The following is an 18968-nucleotide window of genomic DNA, read 5'->3' as shown; positions in this document are numbered from 1 at the left end:
CGTCCCTCAATGCGGTGTCGCTTGCGCCTAGTCATATGACGAGCGATGGAGCTGGAGATGCCGAACGGATCTCCAGTCCGATGCTCGATGAACGGTGGCTCCTCAGAGCCCGTCGAACAGCGCGGTCGAGAGGTAGCGCTCGGCGAAGGACGGGATGATGATCACGATCCGCTTGCCTTCCATTTCAGGCCGGCTGCCGACCTCGATGGCCGCCGCCACGGCCGCGCCCGATGAGATTCCGACCGGTGTTCCCTCGATCCGTGCAAGAAGCCGGGCGGTGTCGAACGACGTCTGATTGCTCACGGTCACGACTTCGTCGATCACGGCGCGGTCGAGCACCGCGGGCACGAAGCCGGCTCCGATCCCCTGGATCTTGTGCGGCCCCGGCTGGCCGCCCGACAGAACCGGCGAATCCTCAGGCTCCACCGCCACAACCCGCAGGGCAGGATTTCGGCTCTTTAAAACCTGTCCGACGCCCGTGATGGTGCCGCCGGTCCCGACGCCGGAGACGAACACGTCAACTTGCCCGTTGGTGTCGTTCCAGATCTCCTCCGCGGTCGTGCGGCGGTGGATGGCCGGATTATCCGGGTTTTCAAACTGCTGCGGGATCACCGCCTCGGGATCCTCGGCCAGCAGTTCGTTGGCTTTGGCGATGGCACCCTTCATGCCTTGGGCCGCGGGGGTCAGCACCAGATCCGCACCCAGGAGGGCCAGCATCTTGCGCCGCTCGACCGACATGGATTCGGGCATCACGAGCTTCAGCTTGTAGCCCCGGGCGGCGGCCACGAACGCGAGAGCGATGCCGGTATTGCCCGAGGTCGGCTCGATCAGCGTGGTGCGGCCGGGCGAGATGCGGCCGGCCTTCTCAAGCCCGTCGATCATGTTGACGCCGATCCGGTCCTTGACGCTGGAGATCGGGTTGAAGAATTCGAGCTTGCCCAGCAATTCGGCCTTGACGTTCTTCTCCTTCGCGATGCGCGAGAAGCGAACCAGCGGCGTGTCGCCGATCGTCGCCGTGATCGAGTCATAGATCCTGCCGCGTCCCGGCTTGCGCTGGGCGGTGTCGTCATTCGCGGCGCTTTCGTCGGATCGAATATGGGCCAATGACATGGGGTTCTCCCTGGGATTTGCGGTCGGGACCGTCAGGTCCGTCTAGCGAATTTATATACGACGGCTGGATCAGATGTGAAACTCGTCGGTGGTCGCACTTGCGGAAAGAATCCGCTTGTCTCCGGCCCGTCGGCAAAGGTCCTCAACCGTCAACTCGTCCAACCTGTTCAAAAAGGATTCCGTCGCACCCGCAAGAGCCGGTGCGATCACGTCTTCGAGCAAGCCCGACGTCCTGGGGGGAGGCTGGCTCTCTTCCGCGTCCTTCAGAAGCACGCGCATGATCTCGCCGGCGCTGATCCGCCGTCGCTCACGGGCCAGTTCATAGCCGCCGCGAGGTCCGCGCGTGCCTTTCAGGACACCCGTCCGCACGAGCCGCTGCAGGAGCGGTTCGAGATGGCGGGGGGTGAGGTGGTGACGCTCCGCGAGCGCCTTGGCAGCGACCGGCTGTCCGCGCGCATGGAGCGCCACATCGACCACGATGGCGAGCGCCAGCAGAATGCGCCGGGGAACCATCGGCTCAAGGCGTTCCTGCAATATCGAGCCCGGTCGAACCGAAGGCACCGGCACCACGTTGCGTCATGTCGAGGCTCGCCTGTTCGGACCAGGTCACACGCTCGTAGCGCGCGAGCACCATCTGGGCGATCCGGCTGCCGCGGTGGATCATGAAGGGTTCGCTGCCGTGGTTGATCAGCACCACCTGGATCTCCCCGCGATAGTCGCTGTCGATCGTTCCAGGGGCATTGAGAACCGTCACGCCATGGTTGAGCGCGAGGCCGGAGCGCGGCCGCACCTGTGCTTCCCAACCCGACGGCAAAGACAGGCTCAACCCGGTCGGCACGATGTCGCGCGCCCCCGGTTCGAGGACGAGGGTGGTGTTCGCCGGCAGCGCCGCCACGAGATCGACACCCGCGGCGCCTGTGGTTTGATAGCTCGGCAGCGGCAGGTCGGCGGCATGGTCGAGACGGCGGATGAAGACGGATGTGGGGGTCACGGCAAGATTCCGGTGAGGGTTTCGGCGCAGCGCGCGATCAGGCGCCGCGCGACATCGATCTTGGAGAGGGTTGGCCAGCTTTCGATTCCGGCGCGCGTGACAAGATGGACAGTGTTGCGGTCGCCTCCCATCACGCCGGTGGTCGGCCCGACATCGTTGGCCACGATCATGTCGCAGCCCTTGCGGTCGAGCTTGGCGGTTGCGTGTTCGAGAAGTCGGTCGGTCTCGGCCGCAAAGCCGATCACCAGTCGAGGCCGGGCCGAGGCGCTGCGGCCGACCGTGGCGAGAATGTCCGGGTTCTCGATGAGGGAGAGCGCGAGGGGCTCCCCGTCAGAGTGCTTCTTCAACTTGCTGTCGTTTTGTCGCGACGGCCGCCAATCGGCCACCGCGGCCGTCGCGACAAAGAGGTCGGCCGGCAGGGCATGCTCGACGGCATCGAGCATCTCGCGTGCGGTCTCGACCCGGATGATGCGGGCGCCAGCCGGGTCCGGCAGGGAAACGGGTCCGGAGACGAGCGTCACGGTCGCGCCAGCCTCGATCGCGGCCTCCGCGATGGCGTGACCCTGCTTGCCGGACGAGCGATTGGCGATGTAGCGCACCGGATCGATGGGCTCATGCGTCGGCCCGGATGTGATCAGAACGTGCCGCCCTGTGAGAGGTCCGGTGGCACCCGGCTGCAAGGCCGCGACGGCCTGCGGGAGGCGCAAACGCGTGTCGCTTTGGAGCGCTTGTTCGGCCGCCGCCACGATGGCCAGCGGCTCCGCCATTCGGCCCGGGCCGTATTCGCCGCATGCCATCGATCCATCGTCCGGACCCACCACCAGAACCCCATCCCGGCGCAGCGTGTCGAGGTTCCGGCCCGTGGCCGGATGCAGCCACATGCGCAGATTCATGGCGGGCGCGATCAGGGTCCGTTTGTCGGTCGCGAGCAGCAACGTCGAGGCCAGATCGTCGGCGAGTCCGTGCGCCATCCGGGCCATGAGGTTCGCGGTGGCGGGCGCGACGATCACGAGATCGGCGGCGCGCGACAACTCGATGTGCCCCATCTCAGACTCGGCGGTCAGTGAGAACAGCTCGTCATGAACAGGGGTGCCGGTGAGGCTGGCCACCGACAACGGTGTCACGAAGGCTTTGGCAGCGGTGGTCATGACAGCACGAACAACGGCACCGCGTTCGCGCAGCCGGCGAATGAGATCGAGCGCCTTGTAGGCCGCGATCCCGCCGCCAATCACAAGCAGGATCCTTTTGCCCGCCAAGCTCTGTTCGGCCATGCTGCACCGTCGCGGACGCAGAGTGGGCGGCCGAACCGCCCGTGCTCCCGCTTCGTCATAGCGGTCCTGGCCTGGAGGTCAAATCATCGTTGATAGTGGCAGCGGATCGGTTTGAATTTGTGTGTTTTATGGAGGATGCGACGCTCGGGATGTCCGCTTGCAAGCACTTTCTCACTTCAGGCGTCGCCTGCGACCTGCCACCCGTCAGTCTCGTTGTACGGACTGGCCCGCGAGAAGCTGCGCGTAGACGGCGAGCCTGTTTGATACGAATTCGGTGAAGAGCCGCACGCGCTTCGTCTTGCGTGTCTCGCCCTGTGTGAGAAGCCAGACCGTTCCGTACATGTGCAGGTCGGTACCCGGCACCCTCGCGAGAAGGGGGTCGGCATCGCCAATGAAGCACGGCAGTGTCGTGATCCCGAGGCCTTGCCGCACAGCAACGATCTGCGCGTCGGCGTCCGTGGTCCTGAATGGAACGCCCGTCGTGCGGACCTCACCCTCGCTGGCCCAATCCGGAATTCCATGCATGCTGATGACAATCCACCGGATGGGATCGGGCGCGCCGGCACGCCACGCTTCTAGTCGATCGCGACCTATGTAGACGCCGCCGAACAGCTCCGGTCCCTTCAAGCCGTGAAGGTTCAGCGGTAGGGTTTTGCGGTCGTAAACGACGCGGATCGCGACATCGGCCTCCCGGTTGGTCAGATTTGCCAGCTCACCGGACGACAAGATTTCCATCTCGATGTCCGGATGCAGGCGCGCGAAATCGGCGAAGTCCGGCATGAGCAGGTGGGTCGCGAGAGGCGGCGTCAGCGTCACCCGCAGAAGCCCTCGCACGCTCTGGTCGCGACCGAGGACGCGCGTTTCCAGCTGGTGCGACGACGCTTCCATCTGTTTCGCGAGATCGAGGACCTCCTCGCCAGCGGCCGTCAGGCGATAGCCCGCGGGCAGCTTTTCGAACATCTGCGCCCCGAGGCGTTCCTCGAGCTGAGCGATGCGTCGCAGCACGGTCGCGTGGTTCACCCCGAGGCGCCCGGCGGCAGCCCGCACCGAGCCTTCGCGTGCGACGGCAAGAAAGTAGCGAACGTCGTCCCAGTCGATCATGGTGCAATCTTGCGCCGCGCTTTGCGCCTGCCGAACCTCGTATTCAACGCATCGTAGAGCGATACGAACGGCCGTTCCAGCTTATGCACGATGGGTGCGGCCCAGTTCCGAACGGCGGGCACCGATCGTTGCGGGTGCCGTCAGTCGTCGCACCGGATCGTTTTCGCACCACCGATGTGCGCGCATCCGCACTCAGCGCCTGACTCCGGCGGACCTACTTTGAGGTGACCGGGGCGTCCCCGAACGACCCGAAGCGGAAGCCTGGAAGGAGAAGTCATGGGAAAGCTTGAAGGTAAGGTTGCTGTCGTCACGGGCGGTGCCACCGGCATCGGCCGCGCCGCAGCAAAGCGCTTTATCGAGGAGGGTGCCTTCGTCTTCATCTTCGGCCGTCGACAGGAAGCGCTCGACGCCGCCGTGGCCGAGCTCGGGCCCAAAGCCCGCGCGGTGAAAGGCTCGGTCTCGGATGAGGCCGACCTCGACCGACTCTACGCCGCCGTGAAGGCGGAGCGCGGAACCCTCGACATCGTCTTCGCCAATGCCGGGGCGGGAAGCCCGCTTCCGTTGGGCCAAATCACCGGCAGGCACATTGACGAAACCTTCGACACCAATGTGAAGGGGACGATCTTCACGGTTTAGAAGGCGTTGCCGCTGATGGGCAAAGGCGGTTCGATCATCCTGACCGGGTCGAGCGCCGGCACCACGGGCGCCCCTGGATTCACTGCCTACAGCGCCAGCAAGGCGGCCGTGCGCAACCTCGCTCGGACCTGGGCGGAAGACCTCAAGGGCACAGGCATCCGGGTCAACGTGCTGTCGCCCGGCGCGACCGCGACCGAACTCGCGAAGGAAGCGCTCGGCGAGGAGGGCCAGAAGGTCTTCGCCTCGATGACGCCGCTCCAGCGCATGGCCGACCCGGCGGAGATCGGGGCCGTGGCTGCCTTTCTCGCGTCGCCGGACAGCAGCTTCATGACCGCCAGCGAGGTCGCGGTCGACGGCGGCCTGGCACAGCTCTGACGCGCGGCGCCAGGCACCTCATTCGATTGATCGGAGCGCCATCGGGCGCGGCAAACTGAAAGACAAAGTTATGAGCTACGCAATTATCGGTTTCGGCAAGATCGGCCAGGCTCTTGCCAAGGCGTTTGCCCGCAAGGGCATAGAGGTGTTCGTGGCAACTACGCGCGACCCGGAAAGCTTTGCAGCCGATGCGGCCGCGATCGGGCCTAAGGTCACTGCAAAAACACTGGCGGAAGCCGTCAAGGCCGACGTCATCTTTTTGGCGGTCCGTTACGAGTCGCATCGGGATGTCGCGAAGGCTTTGCCGAGTTGGGACGGCAAGACCGTCATCGACGCGATGAACCTGTTTCCAGTCCCTGAGGAGCTGGAGGGTATTCCGTCCTCAGCCGTCGTCGCGAAAGCGTTCAACGGCGCCAAGCTCGTCAAAGGGTTCAATCACCTGGCTGCGGCCACCCTCGCGGCCGATCCGGTCGTCGAGGGCGGCCACCGGGTGGTGTTTCTATCGAGCGACGACGAGGATGCGATCGGTCCCGTGGCGGCCTTGGCCAAACAACTCGGGTTCGCACCCATCAAGCTCGGAAAGCTCAATGAGGGTGGCGCTCTGGTGCACGCGCGCGGCCGCACGTGGGGCAAGCTGATCTTCCAGGACCTGTTCAAGAAGGAGCAGTAACGGATTTGCTGTTCACCGTCAGAGGTGCTGCTTGCCGGGCCCGTCTGTGACAGTCCAAGCGGGCCAAGTCATAAACCAAGGTCCGGAAGCGGCGAGGGCTTCGACGTCGCCTTCCAGCCAAACGGCATTTAGCGTCTGGCACCATTCCCATCCTGAAAATCGAAACTGACGCTCGGCTTGAAGCCGCTCAGGCGACGCGGCTGTTTCGCTCGTCCGCCTGGCGGCGGCGCGCTTCGAGGTCCTCCACCGCGAGGCTAGCCAAATGGGCGAGGAGCACACGCTTGGGCTCGTCGAGCGCCGGCCGAGCGTGACGGTCCGCGACCCAGAGCGCTCCGACATGCTGCAGATCCTCGCCGGCCAGAAGCGGGGCGGCGGCGATGAAGCCAAATCCATGCTGCCGTCCTTCGTCCCGGAAGCGCGGATCGAGCGCGGCATCGGGGACCACCAGGGGACTTCGCCCACCGATCACCTGGGAGCAGAAGAGGTGTGAGATGCCGTCCGGCACCTCTTCCGGGCCGTGTTGGCCGATCACCTCCACATCGTTGTGGTCCAGCAAGGCCACGAAGGCGACCGGCATGCCGAGAAGGACTGTGGCCATACGGGCGATACGGTTCAGGCCTGACGAGGGCAGGAAAAGTCCAGCCTGCCGGTAAGCGGCGACCAGAGCGAGGCGCCGTTCATCGCCGATCAAAGGCGACCACGCCGCGCGGGTCTTCGTGGTCATGACGCCGTTCCGCCCCAGCCGCTTCGCGTCGTAAAGTGCGCGATCCGTTTCGGCGATCAGGAGGGCACCGACCGTCTCGAGGTTCTCCCGCGTCGGGACCACCGTGGCGCAGCCGATACTCACGGTGACGACGCCGCCTCCGGCATTGCCCTTGTGCGGGATGCCGAAATCCTGGACAGCCTTGCGGACCGTCTCCGCCATGAGCGCGGCGGCTTCGCTGTCGCAACCCGGCAGCATCACGGCGAACTCGTCGCCGGCAAAGCGTGCCGCCATGTCGGACGGTCGCGTCAGCGCGGCGCGGGCCGCCGTCGCGACCCTTATCAAGCACGCGTCGCCAGCCTGATGCCCATGACGATCGTTGAAGGATTTGAAGCTATCGATGTCGATGAGGATCAGGGACACGCAGGTGTTGTGTCTGGAAGCGCGGCGGCATTCATTGTTCAGAGCCTGGTCGAAGCGCCGCCGGTTGGCGAGATCCGTTAAAGCGTCGCTCCCGGCCAACTTGTTCAGCTCCGCATTGGCGACCCGCAACGCCAATTCCGCGGTTTTGCGGTTCGAGACATCGCGGAGAACCGCGATGAGCCCGGCGTCGCCGGTGAGAAGGCTGAAGCGCGCCTCGACCCACAGCAATTCGCCCGTCTGCCGGGTGGTCCTGAAGATCGCCTCAGCTCCGTCCCGGCCCTCGCGTGTCCGCGCAGCCGCGGCGGCGAGGGACGCACGGTCTTCCGGTGTCAGCTGATCGCCCATGACGCTGCCGAACAACTCGCCAGGGGGCCGGCCAAACATCCGTGCCGCCGCCGGTGACGCATAGGTACAGAGCAAGTCGTTGTCGAACTGCATAATGACGTCAGGGCAGCATTCGACGAGAGATCTGTAGAGTTGATCATCATCCCGGTCGAGACCTTGTGGATGCTCGCGCATCCAATGCAGGGCAAAGGCTGTAACCGACGCGGCAGTGGCCAGCACGCATGCGAGGGACAACGGAAAACTGAACGCTGAAATAGAAGCCGTCACATTCGTGTCCTTCAAACCAAGGAAAGACTAGAAACACGGCCTTGCGCAACCGTTAAGTGATAGACGAAAGCCCAGCAGGACTCCATCTCTTCTTCGGCAAAGTAGATCCATATCGTTACAGAACAGTCCGAAAAATCATGACAAATGCAATAATCCAGAGCGCCAACGTCAGCCAGCGGATCCGGCGCATTTGAGCGCTCGCAAGGCCTTCGACCGTTTCTCCGGACAGGCCGAGGCCATTCTCAGCGGCATCCTCGAGTTGCGAGACGATCCGCTCGCCTCGCGTCATGAGTTCTGGGAGCGCCACGGCCGCATGATAGAGCGACTGCAGGCTTCCGCCGAGATCCTGGAGCTTGGCTGCCGGACCGAGGTTTTCTTCGATCCAGGTCCGCACGACCGGCTCGGAGGTGGCCCAGAGATTGAGCTTGGGATCCAGCGAACGGGCGACGCCTTCGACCACCACCATGGTCTTCTGCAACATGACCAGTTCGGTCCGGGTTCGCATGTCGAAGAGGGCTGTGATCTCGAAGAGCAGGGTCAGGAGCTTCGCCATCGAAATCTGGTCGGCGGTGCGCGAATGGATCGGCTCACCGATCGCCCGGATGGCCTGCGCGAAATCGGCGACCCGGTGCGTCCGCGGGACATAGCCGGCCTCGATATGCACTTCGGCCACCCGCTCGTAATTGCGCGTGATGAAACCGTACAGGATCTCGGCCAGAAAACGACGTTCCTTCCTATCGAGTCGGCCCATGATGCCGAAGTCGACGGCGACAAGCCTGCCGTCCGGGTCGACGAAGAGATTGCCCTGGTGCATGTCGGCATGAAAGAAGCCGTCTCGTACCGCATGGCGCAGAAAGCTCTGCACCACGATGCGCCCGACGTCCGGCAGGTCCACGCCGCGCGCCTGAAGTCCCGCCACGTCGGACAGGGAAGTGCCCGCGACCCAATCAAGGGTCAGAACGTCCTTAGCGGTCAGGGTCCAGTCGATGGCCGGCACCCGGAAATCGAAATCGTTCTCGGCATTTTCGGCAAATTCTGACGCCGCGGCCGCCTCGATGCGGAAATCCATCTCCATCGTGACCGATCGCGCCAACGTGTCGACCACATCGACGGGCTTCAAGCGTCGGGCGTCGGGCAGCCAGCGCTCGGCGATCCGGGCGGCAAAGTACATGTCCGACAGGTCGCGCCGGAACAGGCGCGCGACGCCCGGACGCGCGACTTTGACGGCCACCTCGCGACCATCCGAGGCGACTCGGGCCCGATGCACCTGCGCGATCGAGGCCGCGGCGACCGCCGGAGAAAATTCGGAAAACAGCTGTGCGAGCGGTTTGTCGAAAGCCGCTTCGATCGTGGCAACCGCCACGGCTTGGGGAAATGGTGCGACACGGTCGCGGAGGGACTCGAGTTCCTTGACCGCGACAGGACCCACGATATCGGGCCGGGTGGCCAGGAACTGACCGAGCTTGATGTAGGAAGGGCCAAGCTGGGTGACGGCCGCCGGAAGCCGCGTCATTCCTCCAGCGACGTTCCGCCGTGCGATCAAGCGTGCGACCGCGAGCGGCAGGCGCGCCTCGACCGGCACCATGCGCGGATCGATGCCGGAAAATACGCCTTCGCGGGCCAGAACGAAGCCGGCGCGCGCCAAACGTCCGAGGTGGCCGAGGTTGACCAAGCCGAGAAGCATCAAAGCTTCCAGGCGGAGTGGATCGCAACGATTCCGCCACTCAGCCGCGTGAACGAGACATTGTGGAATCCCGCGTCGGCAATGAGGTCGGCGAAATGATCAGCGGTTGGAAACTTGCGGATCGATTCGACGAGGTAGCGGTAGGGCTCGCCGTCGCCCGTCACCGCACGGCCGATCTGAGGAATCACCTTGAATGAGAAAAGGTCATAGATGCGGTCGAGGCCCGGCACGTCCACATCGGAGAATTCCAGGCAGAGAAAATGGCCGCCACGTTTCAGGACGCGATGGGCCTCGGCCAGCGCCAGATCGATGCGGGGCACGTTACGTATGCCGAAAGCGATCGTGTAGCAGTCGAATTGGCCGTCCGGCAGTGGCAGGTCCTCGGCGTTGCCGGTCACGAATTCGAGGTTGCCCGGATGCCGACGTTTGGCAGCGCGCGCCTCGCCCACAGCCAGCATATCGGGATTGATGTCGAGAACCGTGATCTCGGTGCGCGGTCCGCCGGCGGCCGCGACCCGGAACGCGACATCGCCCGTTCCTCCGGCCACGTCGAGATGCCGGAAGGCCCGCACCCGCGACGGTTTCACCATGGCGACCAGGACATTCTTCCACATCCGGTGCAGACCGCCCGACATCAGATCGTTCATGATGTCGTAACGTTCCGCGACTTTGTGGAACACGTCATCGACCAGACGCTGCTTTTCGCCCAAAGCCACATCGGCGTAGCCGAAATGGGTCATATCGTCCGCATCGGTCTCGGATGGTTGTTTGGAAGGCATTGATCCGTCCTGGTTTCGGCGCCGGACCATAGAGGATCGGAAGGTCAATTCAAACGGTGCACCCGAGGCTCTTCGGGCTTATAAGACCCCATGCCCGAACTTCCCGAAGTCGAAACCGTGATGCGCGGCCTTGCGCCCACCCTGACGGGTGCACGAATCGCTGCCGTCGATCAAAATCGCGCGAACCTGCGGTTCCCGTTTCCGGAACGATTTGCCGAGCGGCTCACCGGCCGCACCGTGCAACGTCTCGACCGGCGTGCCAAATACCTTCTCGCCTCGCTCGACGATGACAGCGTGCTCGCCATGCATCTCGGCATGACGGGGTCATTCCGAATCGAGCGTGATACGGCTGTCGCGACGCCGGGCGGCTATTACCATGCCCGCGCTGCGGCCGGCGTGCATGACCATGTGATCCTGCATCTCGGGGACGGCACGCGCGTGACTTACAACGACCCGCGCCGGTTCGGGTTCATGACGCTGATCGCATCCGGCGAGCTGCCCAATCACCCGCTGTTCCGCGCGATCGGGCTTGAACCTTTGAGCGAGGAGTTCGGCGGCGCGGCCTTGGCGCGCCTCATGAAAGGCAAAGCCACCCCACTCAAGGCCGCGCTGCTCGACCAGACGCTGATCGCCGGCCTCGGCAACATCTATGTCTGCGAGGCTCTGCATCGCGCCGGCTTGTCACCGCGTCGAGCGGCCGGTTCGATCGTTCGGGCCGACGGTCGGCCCACCCAGCGGGCCGAGAGACTGGCGACCGCCATTCGCGAGGTGCTCGAAGAGGCCGTGGCGGCCGGCGGCTCGACGCTGCGGGATTATCGTCGTCCCGACCAGACGCTCGGGACGTTTCAACACACGTTTCGCGCTTACGACCGGGAAGGCGCCCCCTGCGGCACGGCTGGATGCGGGGGCCTCATCGGCCGCATCGTGCAAGGCGGGCGCTCGACCTTCTTCTGTGGCGCCTGCCAGCACTGAGCGTCTCAATGCCTCTTCCCTTCGCTTTCTGACGAAATGGGTATTTCGGCTAGCGGAATTGGGGCGGCAAGTAGCCCTGGCGGATGATCCTGAGCCCCGTCTCCGAGTCATTGCCAGGCGACTTCTGTTGGGCCATCTCGAACGTGCGCTGCGCCCCTTCCCAATCGCCCTTGTGATATTGGGCCCAGCCTCGGATGATCGCGAGGCCGTGCGGTTCGGCCGATTTCGTACCGCGCCGCGCATCCATCATCGCAAGCGCCTGATCGTAGTTACCCGACTTGTAGGTATCCACGATCGCGGTCGCGTTGGCGTCCCAACCCTCGCCGCCTGAACCGGAGGACCGTGGCGCGTGTCCGCCCTTGGCCACGCGGACCCGTTTTGCGGTTGGTCTGGGTCGCATGGCCTCTTCGAGCTCGGCCAGTCGCGGATACTGGGTCTTGTAGGTGGTCATCAGGGTCGCGACGGTGCGCTCGTCCTTCAATTGCTTGGCCGAAACCATCACGCCGATCGCCGCATCCTGGCTGGGTTGCCAGGACATTGACTTCTGGAACCAGGTTTCCGCCGCAGCGACCTGCTTGGCCTTCATGAGCGACCAGCCGTAGGCCTGCGCCCCGACCGCGTCCTTCGCCGTGTCGACAGCGGTCACGAAGGCCGCGATCTGGTCGGGCTTCGGCGTCACCGGAGGTGTCGTAGCGGTCAGCAGGCCCGACATGACCTGGATGAAGGCCTTCCGGTTATCGGGCGCCAGATCACGGCTGCTCATCGCAAGGTCGAGCGCCTCGGCCAGCTTGCCTTCCTCCCGCAATGTCAGCGCCAATCCTTCGCTCGACTTCGGGTCGGCCTTGATGGCCAGGGCCGATCGGAACCATGTCTCGGCCTCCGGGAAAGCCTTGCGGCTGTACTGGTACCAGCCGAGCAGCTGCGCGTCGGGCGCCGAGCGGGACGAATTGGCATAGCTGGCGAGCTGGTCGACCTCGGCGGGTGTCAAAGAGGCGCCAGCCTTGCCGGCCGCAGCGTCGCCGATCCGCGTCCGCACCGCGTCGAAGCGAAGGACGTCGAATTCATTGCGGCCATCGCGCCCGCGACGCCCCAGCGCCATAAGCCCGTCGACCGCGCCAGGCGCCGTCAGCACGGCGCTCGCCTTCTGCATCGTCGCAAGCCGCTCGGCCGGATTGTCACAGCTGGTCAGAACATAGCGATAGGCGTCCGAAGCGCGGGCCTCGTCACCCGTCTGCTTCAGGGCTTCCGCGGTGCGCCACAACGCATCGACATCGCCGCAAACCAGGAGCCCACGATTGTTCGACGCGACGTCCAGGACATCGCCCCACTGCTTTGCATTTGAGGCGGCGACCAATTGGTCATGCGCCTCGGCAAGTTGGATTTTGGTGGCGAGATCTGCCGATGGCTGCCAGTCGGGGTTTTTCTGCCGTTCGGCATCCATTGCGGCGTGCAGACCGGCCAGATCATGCTTGGCGAAAAGATCCCACAGGGGCTGTTCGTCGATCATGCTGCGGGAATCGGTAAACAGATCTTGCGGCGGTTCCCAATTGGGGTGCTGGCTCCGCAGCAGGCGGATTTCCGCGGCGACACGGGTCAGATCGTTCTGCGAGGCATAGTAACGCAGCGCGCTGGTGTCGACCTCCTTGCTGGCCTGTTTCGGCGCACCGGCCGTTTCGGTTGAGGCGGGCTTGGCGAGCTCCAAGATAAAGGGGCTCTGGGAAGCCTGTTGGGGCCTCTGCACCGGAGCCGCGACAGCTTTCGGGGCGGCGAACAGATCGGCGGCCTTCGCTGACGATGGCGCATCGTCTGCGCGGGCCGCAAAGGCCGATGCCGTCATCACGACGCCAGCCAGGAGGACGTGCTTCAGAGACATTCGGGATACCTTTCCTCGATGAGAGCCATCGTCAACAGTCGGAGCGTTGCGGGATAATAGAAGGTGTCGCGCTGCGCGATGAGCGCTTGGGGAAGAGGTTCGTCTTTCGCGAGGCAGCGTGAGAGGGCGACGATCATGCGAACGCCCGCGCCGTCGATCGGCCGGAGCGAGGCTCCGCTTTTCAGATCGATGACGAAAGGACTGCCGCCGTGCTGTCCGGACCCCAATGTGGAAAAGCGACTGGCTTGCGCTTCCGACAGTCCGCTCCAGGCGAGATAGAGCGGAATACGGATTGCGTCGTAGCCGAAGGTCGGCGGAAAATTCCGTGCGGGCTGCGGCGTTTTCCCGGCGAGCGACACCCAGTCGGCCGGCAGGCGCTGGGGGCCGAACCGGCTTTCGGTGATGATCTTCAAACCCGCCGCCTTGATGCGGGCCCATTCGATCTCCGGCGCAACGGCGATGAGCGCGTCGAAGGCCGGAAACACGAAATAGGACGGGTTGACGATCGGCCCGTCGGGCTGGTCTCCGGCCCGGAACCCGAAACCGCCCGGCAGCAGTGTCGGACCGGCAGGCGTATCGATGATCATTGTCCTGCCGACCGCGAGCGCAATCGTCCTGGCGCGTTCCCGGTAGGCCGGTACCCCGAAGGCGGCGGACGCCCGTGCAAGGCCCCAAGCCATCAGGAGATCCCCATCGGTGGCATTGTTGCGATCGGCGACCGCCTTGGCCTTTTCATCCCAGCGCCATGCCGCGAGGCCATCGGGGCGGACGAACAGATGTGTATCGGTCCAGCCCCAGATCTGCTCGAAGCCCTGTCGGTCCTTGGCGAATGCGGCAAGCAGCAGGCCGTAGCCCTGACCCTCGCTGTGTGACGCGTCGTTGTTGCCATTGTCCACGACGCGCCCGTCCGGGCTTACGAAACGGGCTTTCCACTCCTTCCATTCGGCCTCGAACCAGGATTGCTGAGCCTGTTGCACGAGGCGATCCGTTGCTTCCGACGATTCTGTCTGATCGGCGGCGGGGGCGCCGCTCGCACGAGCTTGCACCTGGCCGCCGAGGATAATCGCCGACCCCATCAGGAGCGCAAGCAGGCCGCAGCGGGTCATCGCGACCGTTTCCCGAGGATGTTGAGAAGCGTGTGGGTCGAAAGGCCGAGCAGGCAGAGGAGCACCATCAACACCGAGACGCTGAGCAGGATGTTGCTCGAAACGATCCCGCCGAGGATCGGCTGCACGTCCGTCAGCGCGACCGTCCTCGGAATGACGTAGCTCAACTGCGTCGGCTCGACCCGCTTGAGCCCGTCCGCCTTGGGATCGTAGGCCACCGCTTCGCCGGCCAGGTCGCGCCAGTGATTGTTGGCGATCAGGGCCGCATTGGCGCTAGCGATAGCGTCGGTCGAGGAGCCTGTCACAACCAGCCACCGATCCTGGCGATCCGAAAAGCGCGGCAGCTCGATCCCGGCTATCCGGCGGCTGTCGTCCTGGGTGGTCACGTCCGCCAGCAGCAGGCTGTCGTCGTGCACCGGCAAGATCACGTGATTGTCTTCGAGGCCCGAGAAGAAGAAGCCGTTGCGTCGCAACCAGGCGGAGCCACCCATGGCTGTCGCGTGGAGGGCCTCGAGAGGGGTCGAGACCTGCGTCTTGCCACGTCCCAAGGAGCCGGCCGGTTCCCCGACGGTGCTGTCGTCGGTCACGTCAGCGCGTTTGAACTCGCTGCGCAGAGGCCTCGCCAACATCTCCGGCAGGCTGGCAGACGCCCCGATCACGATTCCCGGCTTGTCGGAGGCCACCGGCTGGTCAAGGTTGAAGCGGATGCGTCCGGCGCCATCCTGGGTCGCCATATTGGCCACCAGGGTGAGGCCAACACCGGCCGCCGCCGGATCGCCGCTGGTCAGGTAGATGTCGCGATCGCCGTCCTGTTCGCGATCGTTCTCCAGCATTGCGGCGATCTGCGGCGCGGTCTGCATCCGGGCCAGATGCGGCATGACGAGTTCCGACGTGTCGGCGATCGTCAGCCGCGGCTGGGTCGAGGCGGACGACACCGTGCATTGTTCATCGCTTGCCGTCGGGGTCGTGCCTTCGATTTCGATGGCATTGTAGCCCGGTCTGAAGAATTTGAGCGGCAGGTTGAGGAGGGCGTGGTCGAAGTGGTCCGGCGAGCCGGCACCGAGCGGAAGGCTCGACACCAGCGCGCCGTTCACCCGAAACACGAGGGCCGAAGAAGGTGCCAGGCCCTCCGCCCGAGCGCCGTCGATGTAGAGACGGGCCATTCCGTAGTTACTGGGATAGAAATCCCGCGGCAGGGTCACACCCAAGGTGCGGGTCAAATGACGCCCCGTGAATGTCACGCTGTGGATGCCAAGATCGGCAAAGCTGATGCTGCGGTCATCGACCGCGACACCGGCCGATTGCGTCGCAAGTGCCTGAAGACCTTGCGCGGATCCCTCGGCTGGCCGATCGCTGGAGCGACGCAGAGCTTCGATCGTCGCGCTGAACCCCGTTTCGTCCGTCGCGTTGGCCACCACGGTCAGACGGTTCGACGCGGGATCGCGCTCAAGGGTCAGGCCGGCCTCCTGGCCGACGCGCCGGTCCGCGGCCGCGTCGCTGCCATCCATGACGATGTCGAAGCCCGGTCCGTTGCCCGGCTCAGGTCCCACATCGACAACCGGGCGAAGCAGATGCGCCCGTGCGGCGAGCGCCCCGACGAGGTCGCCGGCCCGGCTGAGGAGCACAGGGTCCGGGTCACCGGCAAGCCGTACGTGGATACGGGTCGTGCCTTCGGCCGCGAGCGGCTCTCCGGCGAGGTCATCCAAGCTCTTGCCTGCGGCCTGCATCTGGCGGGGAAGAACGAAGCCCGTCTGGGCGGGGTCAAGCGATGTCCAGAGCTCGAACGTGGCCTTGACGGAACAGTCGACGCGATGGGTCATTGTCACGTCGACCTGGACGGCGTTGAAGCCGGGGACCAGAACGCCGGTCGGGATCTTGACCGCAACGGGGGTCATCCTGTCGGGGCTCTTGATTGGGAGCGAGCTCAAGGGGCGACCGTTGATCGCGACCTTGAGGACCGAGCCTTCGGGCAGCGCCGAAACCGTGTTGAGAAGGCCCAGTTGCAGGGTCGTGATTTGGGCGGCTTCGTTGCGGTTCAGGAAGACCGGCCAAGCTGCGCTACTGTTCTCACCCCGGAAGGTCATAAGGTCGCGGCTGGCCGGCATGCGCTTGAGCACTGATGCGTCGGCCGGGCGCTGGAGGATCGGCGCGAGGCCTTCAGCCGGGGCCTGGGTGGCCGTCAGGCAGATCGGGGCCGAGACACAGGCCGCGACCGTGCCGAACCGCAGCCAACTTGGGAAGCGATGGTGAAGCATGGGAGGATCCGTTCGGACAGAAGTGAAATCAGGCGGGGTTGCGCTCGGCCGATTGTTCCGGGCTCGAGCCGGTGACCTGCCGTTCACGTCGGAACGCCACGTAGTAGCAGCCGCGGCCGATCTGCTTGAGACAGGTGAAGACGAAGAAGGCGGTCCCCAATCCAACGCCGTAGAGCTTGTAGGCGCTGCTGCGCGTCTGGTGCACGCGACCGATGTCGGAGAACACAACCTCGGCCAGCATGCGGAAGCGGTCAGGCGTCACACCGTAGAACTTGAGTCCGGTGCCGCGTCCATTCTCGAAGGCGCGCCGTCCGGCTGTCGCGACCGGCACCGTGAGTACGGCCTCCGGATCGAGCGGATGCGTCATGGTCACGGTTCCCAGGGCTTTCACCGGGAGGGGGGTCTGATCCAGGACCCGCACCCGCAGACCGCCATAGGACATGTCCTCGATCAGCACCGGGATGGACTGCTGGCCGAAGCTCAGCACCGCCTTGTGCTTGGTTTCGACACGCGGGGTTGTCCGCCGCTCGCGGAATTCCGAGACGGCGCCGAGTGCGATGCCGGTCAGGAACATGTTGAGCAATGTCCAGACGCCGACGACGGTCAGCATGTCACGGGAGGCGGGTTCATGAGCGTAGCGGAAGGCGATGACGCCCATGCTGAGCGTCACGAGCCCGAAGATCAGCACGTAGGGGAGAGCCATGCCCGAAAGGCGGCTTTCCTTCAGCGAAAGTCCCTTGTCGGTGACGTTGAACTTCGGACGGCGCGGATCGACGAAGACGCTCAGCACAGCCCGGAACAGGTGAACCGACTGAATATACTCGTAGACGTCGGAAGCCCAGGGCCAGCGCAGACGGCCGAAGATGTAGCTCTGGATCATCATCGCCGAGATCATATACGTCATCGTATAGGCGAAGAATTCCTGCTGATTGGCGACATATATTTTCAGATTGAGGAAGATGTAGAACATGGGCGCGAAAATAAACGCCATGCGCGAGAGGGGAAACAACCAGAACATGCTGCTCGACAGGTAGCAGAGCCGCTGCGGAATGGTGAGGCCCTCCTTCAGCAGCGGGTTCTTGAGCAACAGGATCTGGACCATGCCGCGGCACCACCGCGAGCGTTGACCGATGAACGTCTCGAAGGTCTCGGGCTGCAGACCGGCGATCATCGGCTTGTCGATGTAGAGGCTCTTCCAGCGGCGGGAGTGGAGCTCGAGCGCGGTCTCGGCGTCCTCGGTGATGGAGGAGCCATGGAAGCCACCGACCTGTTCCAGCGCTTGGCGGCGAAGCACGGCCGCCGAACCGCAGAAGAAGGCTGCGTTCCACGTGTCGAGACCCTTCTGGACGAGACCGTAGAACATCTCGTTCTCGGCTGGCATGCCGCGTGCGCCCAGGTTCTTCTCGATCGGATCCGGGTTCAGGAAGAAATGCGGCGTCTGGACCAGGAACAGCCGGTCGTCTGTGCTGAAGTAGCCGACGGTTTCTCTCAGGAATTCCTTCGCGGGCGCATGGTCGGCATCGAAGATGACGACGAATTCGCCATCGCTGTTGATGAGGCCGTTGTTGAGGTTGCCGGCCTTGGCATGCGTGTTTTGCTCACGTGTCAGATATTGGACCCCGAGATCGGCGCAGAGCGCCTGGAGGTTCTTGCGGCGGGCCATTGCGGCCGCGGCTTTATCGGGGTCGTCCGAACCCACCTTTTCGTCGGTGCCACCATCGTCCAACAGGAAGATCTTCAGCTTGCCGTCCGGGTAGTGCATCGCCTTGGCGGAGACGAGGGTGGTGGCGAGGATTTCGACGCTTTCATTGTAGGACGGAACGAAGACATCGACCGTGGGCGCCGCGTCGGCCGAAAGACGTGGGGCAGGCGGACGATCCGTCGGACGCGCCACAGTGAAGAGACTGAGGAACATCATCGTGACGCAGTAGGCTTCCGCCACGGCCAGGAGGACCCCCGGCACGAAGTCGAGCGGCGATTCCAACGACGGGATGGTGCTGGTGGCACGCCAGAACACGTAGCGAAGGATCACGAATGTTCCGAGACCCAGGAAAACCGGCCTGAACGGACCACGCAGGCCCGTCATTTTGATTGCCGCCATGATGGTGAGACAGGCCACCGCGACGGCCAATTGCGCCTCCACCCCAATTGGCAGGGCAGCGGCAATGAGGACAAAAACACTCAGCAGCGCCCACGCTGCAGTTGCGGCAAAGACCATCGAAAACTCCACGCCCATCGACATGCGTATGGCAATGCCCTAAATATGATTTTCTTTGAGATGCAGTGCAACAGGATGTTATTGGCAGCATTCATTGCGGTAAACGAGTATAAAATATTAGGATATTGAGTAATTTATACATAGTTAAATCTTAAGGTGGTGGGGTCGTATTCGTCATCGATCGATTTC

14 protein-coding genes and 1 pseudogene are annotated in these 18968 nt (G+C 64.2%); 3 read left to right on the top strand and 12 right to left on the bottom strand.

Going from position 1 to position 18968, the window contains the following annotated elements; genetic code table 11:
- Positions 1-102 precede the first annotated feature (102 nt).
- The 5 genes from cysK to M8523_RS10255 all read right to left on the bottom strand — a co-directional run bounded on the left by cysK (position 103) and on the right by M8523_RS10255 (position 4473).
- Positions 103-1110 (bottom strand): cysteine synthase A, encoded by a 1008-nt coding sequence (gene cysK, locus M8523_RS10275; RefSeq protein ID WP_282584766.1) that lies wholly within the window; start codon positions 1108-1110, stop codon positions 103-105.
- A 69-nt stretch (positions 1111-1179) separates the two neighbouring features.
- Positions 1180-1623, bottom strand: coding sequence for an RrF2 family transcriptional regulator (locus M8523_RS10270; protein WP_282584765.1), 444 nt, complete (start codon positions 1621-1623; stop codon positions 1180-1182).
- 4 nt (positions 1624-1627) lie between these two features.
- A complete protein-coding gene (gene dut, locus M8523_RS10265) occupies positions 1628-2101 on the bottom strand; it encodes a dUTP diphosphatase (protein WP_282584764.1) in 474 nt (157 codons plus the stop codon).
- Positions 2098-3372 carry a bifunctional phosphopantothenoylcysteine decarboxylase/phosphopantothenate--cysteine ligase CoaBC gene (gene coaBC / locus M8523_RS10260; RefSeq protein WP_282584763.1) on the bottom strand — a complete coding sequence of 425 codons (1275 nt, stop codon included), beginning with the start codon at positions 3370-3372 and terminating at the stop codon, positions 2098-2100. Before coaBC ends, dut begins: the two co-directional genes overlap by 4 nt.
- Positions 3373-3576: 204 nt before the next feature.
- Positions 3577-4473, bottom strand: a complete 897-nt coding sequence (locus tag M8523_RS10255) for a LysR family transcriptional regulator (protein ID WP_282584762.1) — start codon at positions 4471-4473, stop codon at positions 3577-3579.
- 276 nt (positions 4474-4749) lie between these two features.
- On the opposite strand from M8523_RS10255, the pseudogene M8523_RS10250 reads away from it, so the two are divergent.
- Positions 4750-5484 (top strand): annotated as a pseudogene (locus M8523_RS10250) (SDR family NAD(P)-dependent oxidoreductase).
- 70 nt (positions 5485-5554) lie between these two features.
- Positions 5555-6154, top strand: coding sequence for an NADPH-dependent F420 reductase (locus tag M8523_RS10245; RefSeq protein WP_282584761.1), 600 nt, complete (start codon positions 5555-5557; stop codon positions 6152-6154).
- Between the two features lie 187 nt (positions 6155-6341).
- Here M8523_RS10245 and M8523_RS10240 read toward each other — a convergent pair whose 3' ends face one another.
- The 3 genes from M8523_RS10240 to ubiE form a co-directional block, all read right to left on the bottom strand.
- Entirely contained in the window at positions 6342-7892 is a 1551-nt protein-coding gene (locus tag M8523_RS10240) for a diguanylate cyclase domain-containing protein (RefSeq protein ID WP_282584760.1), read from the bottom strand.
- Between the two features lie 115 nt (positions 7893-8007).
- Positions 8008-9576 (bottom strand): 2-polyprenylphenol 6-hydroxylase, encoded by a 1569-nt coding sequence (ubiB, locus tag M8523_RS10235; protein ID WP_282584759.1) that lies wholly within the window; start codon positions 9574-9576, stop codon positions 8008-8010.
- Complete coding sequence (gene ubiE, locus M8523_RS10230) at positions 9576-10355, bottom strand: bifunctional demethylmenaquinone methyltransferase/2-methoxy-6-polyprenyl-1,4-benzoquinol methylase UbiE (protein ID WP_282584758.1); 780 nt, start codon at positions 10353-10355, stop codon at positions 9576-9578. Before ubiE ends, ubiB begins: the two co-directional genes overlap by 1 nt.
- A gap of 90 nt (positions 10356-10445) precedes the next feature.
- Between ubiE and mutM the strand changes: the two genes are divergently transcribed.
- Positions 10446-11327 (top strand): bifunctional DNA-formamidopyrimidine glycosylase/DNA-(apurinic or apyrimidinic site) lyase, encoded by an 882-nt coding sequence (gene mutM, locus M8523_RS10225; protein WP_282584757.1) that lies wholly within the window; start codon positions 10446-10448, stop codon positions 11325-11327.
- A gap of 49 nt (positions 11328-11376) precedes the next feature.
- Here mutM and M8523_RS10220 read toward each other — a convergent pair whose 3' ends face one another.
- From M8523_RS10220 to bcsA, 4 genes are read right to left on the bottom strand one after another with little or no spacing between them, the layout of a single operon-like run.
- Positions 11377-13200: a tetratricopeptide repeat protein gene (locus tag M8523_RS10220; RefSeq protein WP_282584756.1), complete on the bottom strand. Its 1824-nt coding sequence runs from the start codon at positions 13198-13200 to the stop codon at positions 11377-11379.
- Positions 13191-14306 (bottom strand): family 8 glycosyl hydrolase, encoded by a 1116-nt coding sequence (locus M8523_RS10215; protein WP_282584755.1) that lies wholly within the window; start codon positions 14304-14306, stop codon positions 13191-13193. The genes M8523_RS10220 and M8523_RS10215 overlap by 10 nt, the downstream gene beginning before the upstream one ends.
- Entirely contained in the window at positions 14303-16561 is a 2259-nt protein-coding gene (locus M8523_RS10210; RefSeq protein ID WP_282584754.1) for a cellulose biosynthesis cyclic di-GMP-binding regulatory protein BcsB, read from the bottom strand. Before M8523_RS10210 ends, M8523_RS10215 begins: the two co-directional genes overlap by 4 nt.
- A 28-nt stretch (positions 16562-16589) precedes the next feature.
- The gene (gene bcsA / locus M8523_RS10205; protein WP_282584753.1) at positions 16590-18779 is read right to left on the bottom strand and encodes a UDP-forming cellulose synthase catalytic subunit; all 2190 of its coding nucleotides are present in this window, start codon (positions 18777-18779) and stop codon (positions 16590-16592) included.
- Positions 18780-18968: the final 189 nt, after the last annotated feature.

The sequence above is a fragment of the Lichenifustis flavocetrariae genome (genome assembly GCF_026130545.1).
Lineage (GTDB): Bacteria > Pseudomonadota > Alphaproteobacteria > Rhizobiales > Beijerinckiaceae > Lichenihabitans > Lichenihabitans flavocetrariae.
The sequence above is the reverse complement of the archived record's forward strand: the minus strand, read 5'-3'. Positions and strand labels throughout refer to the sequence as shown.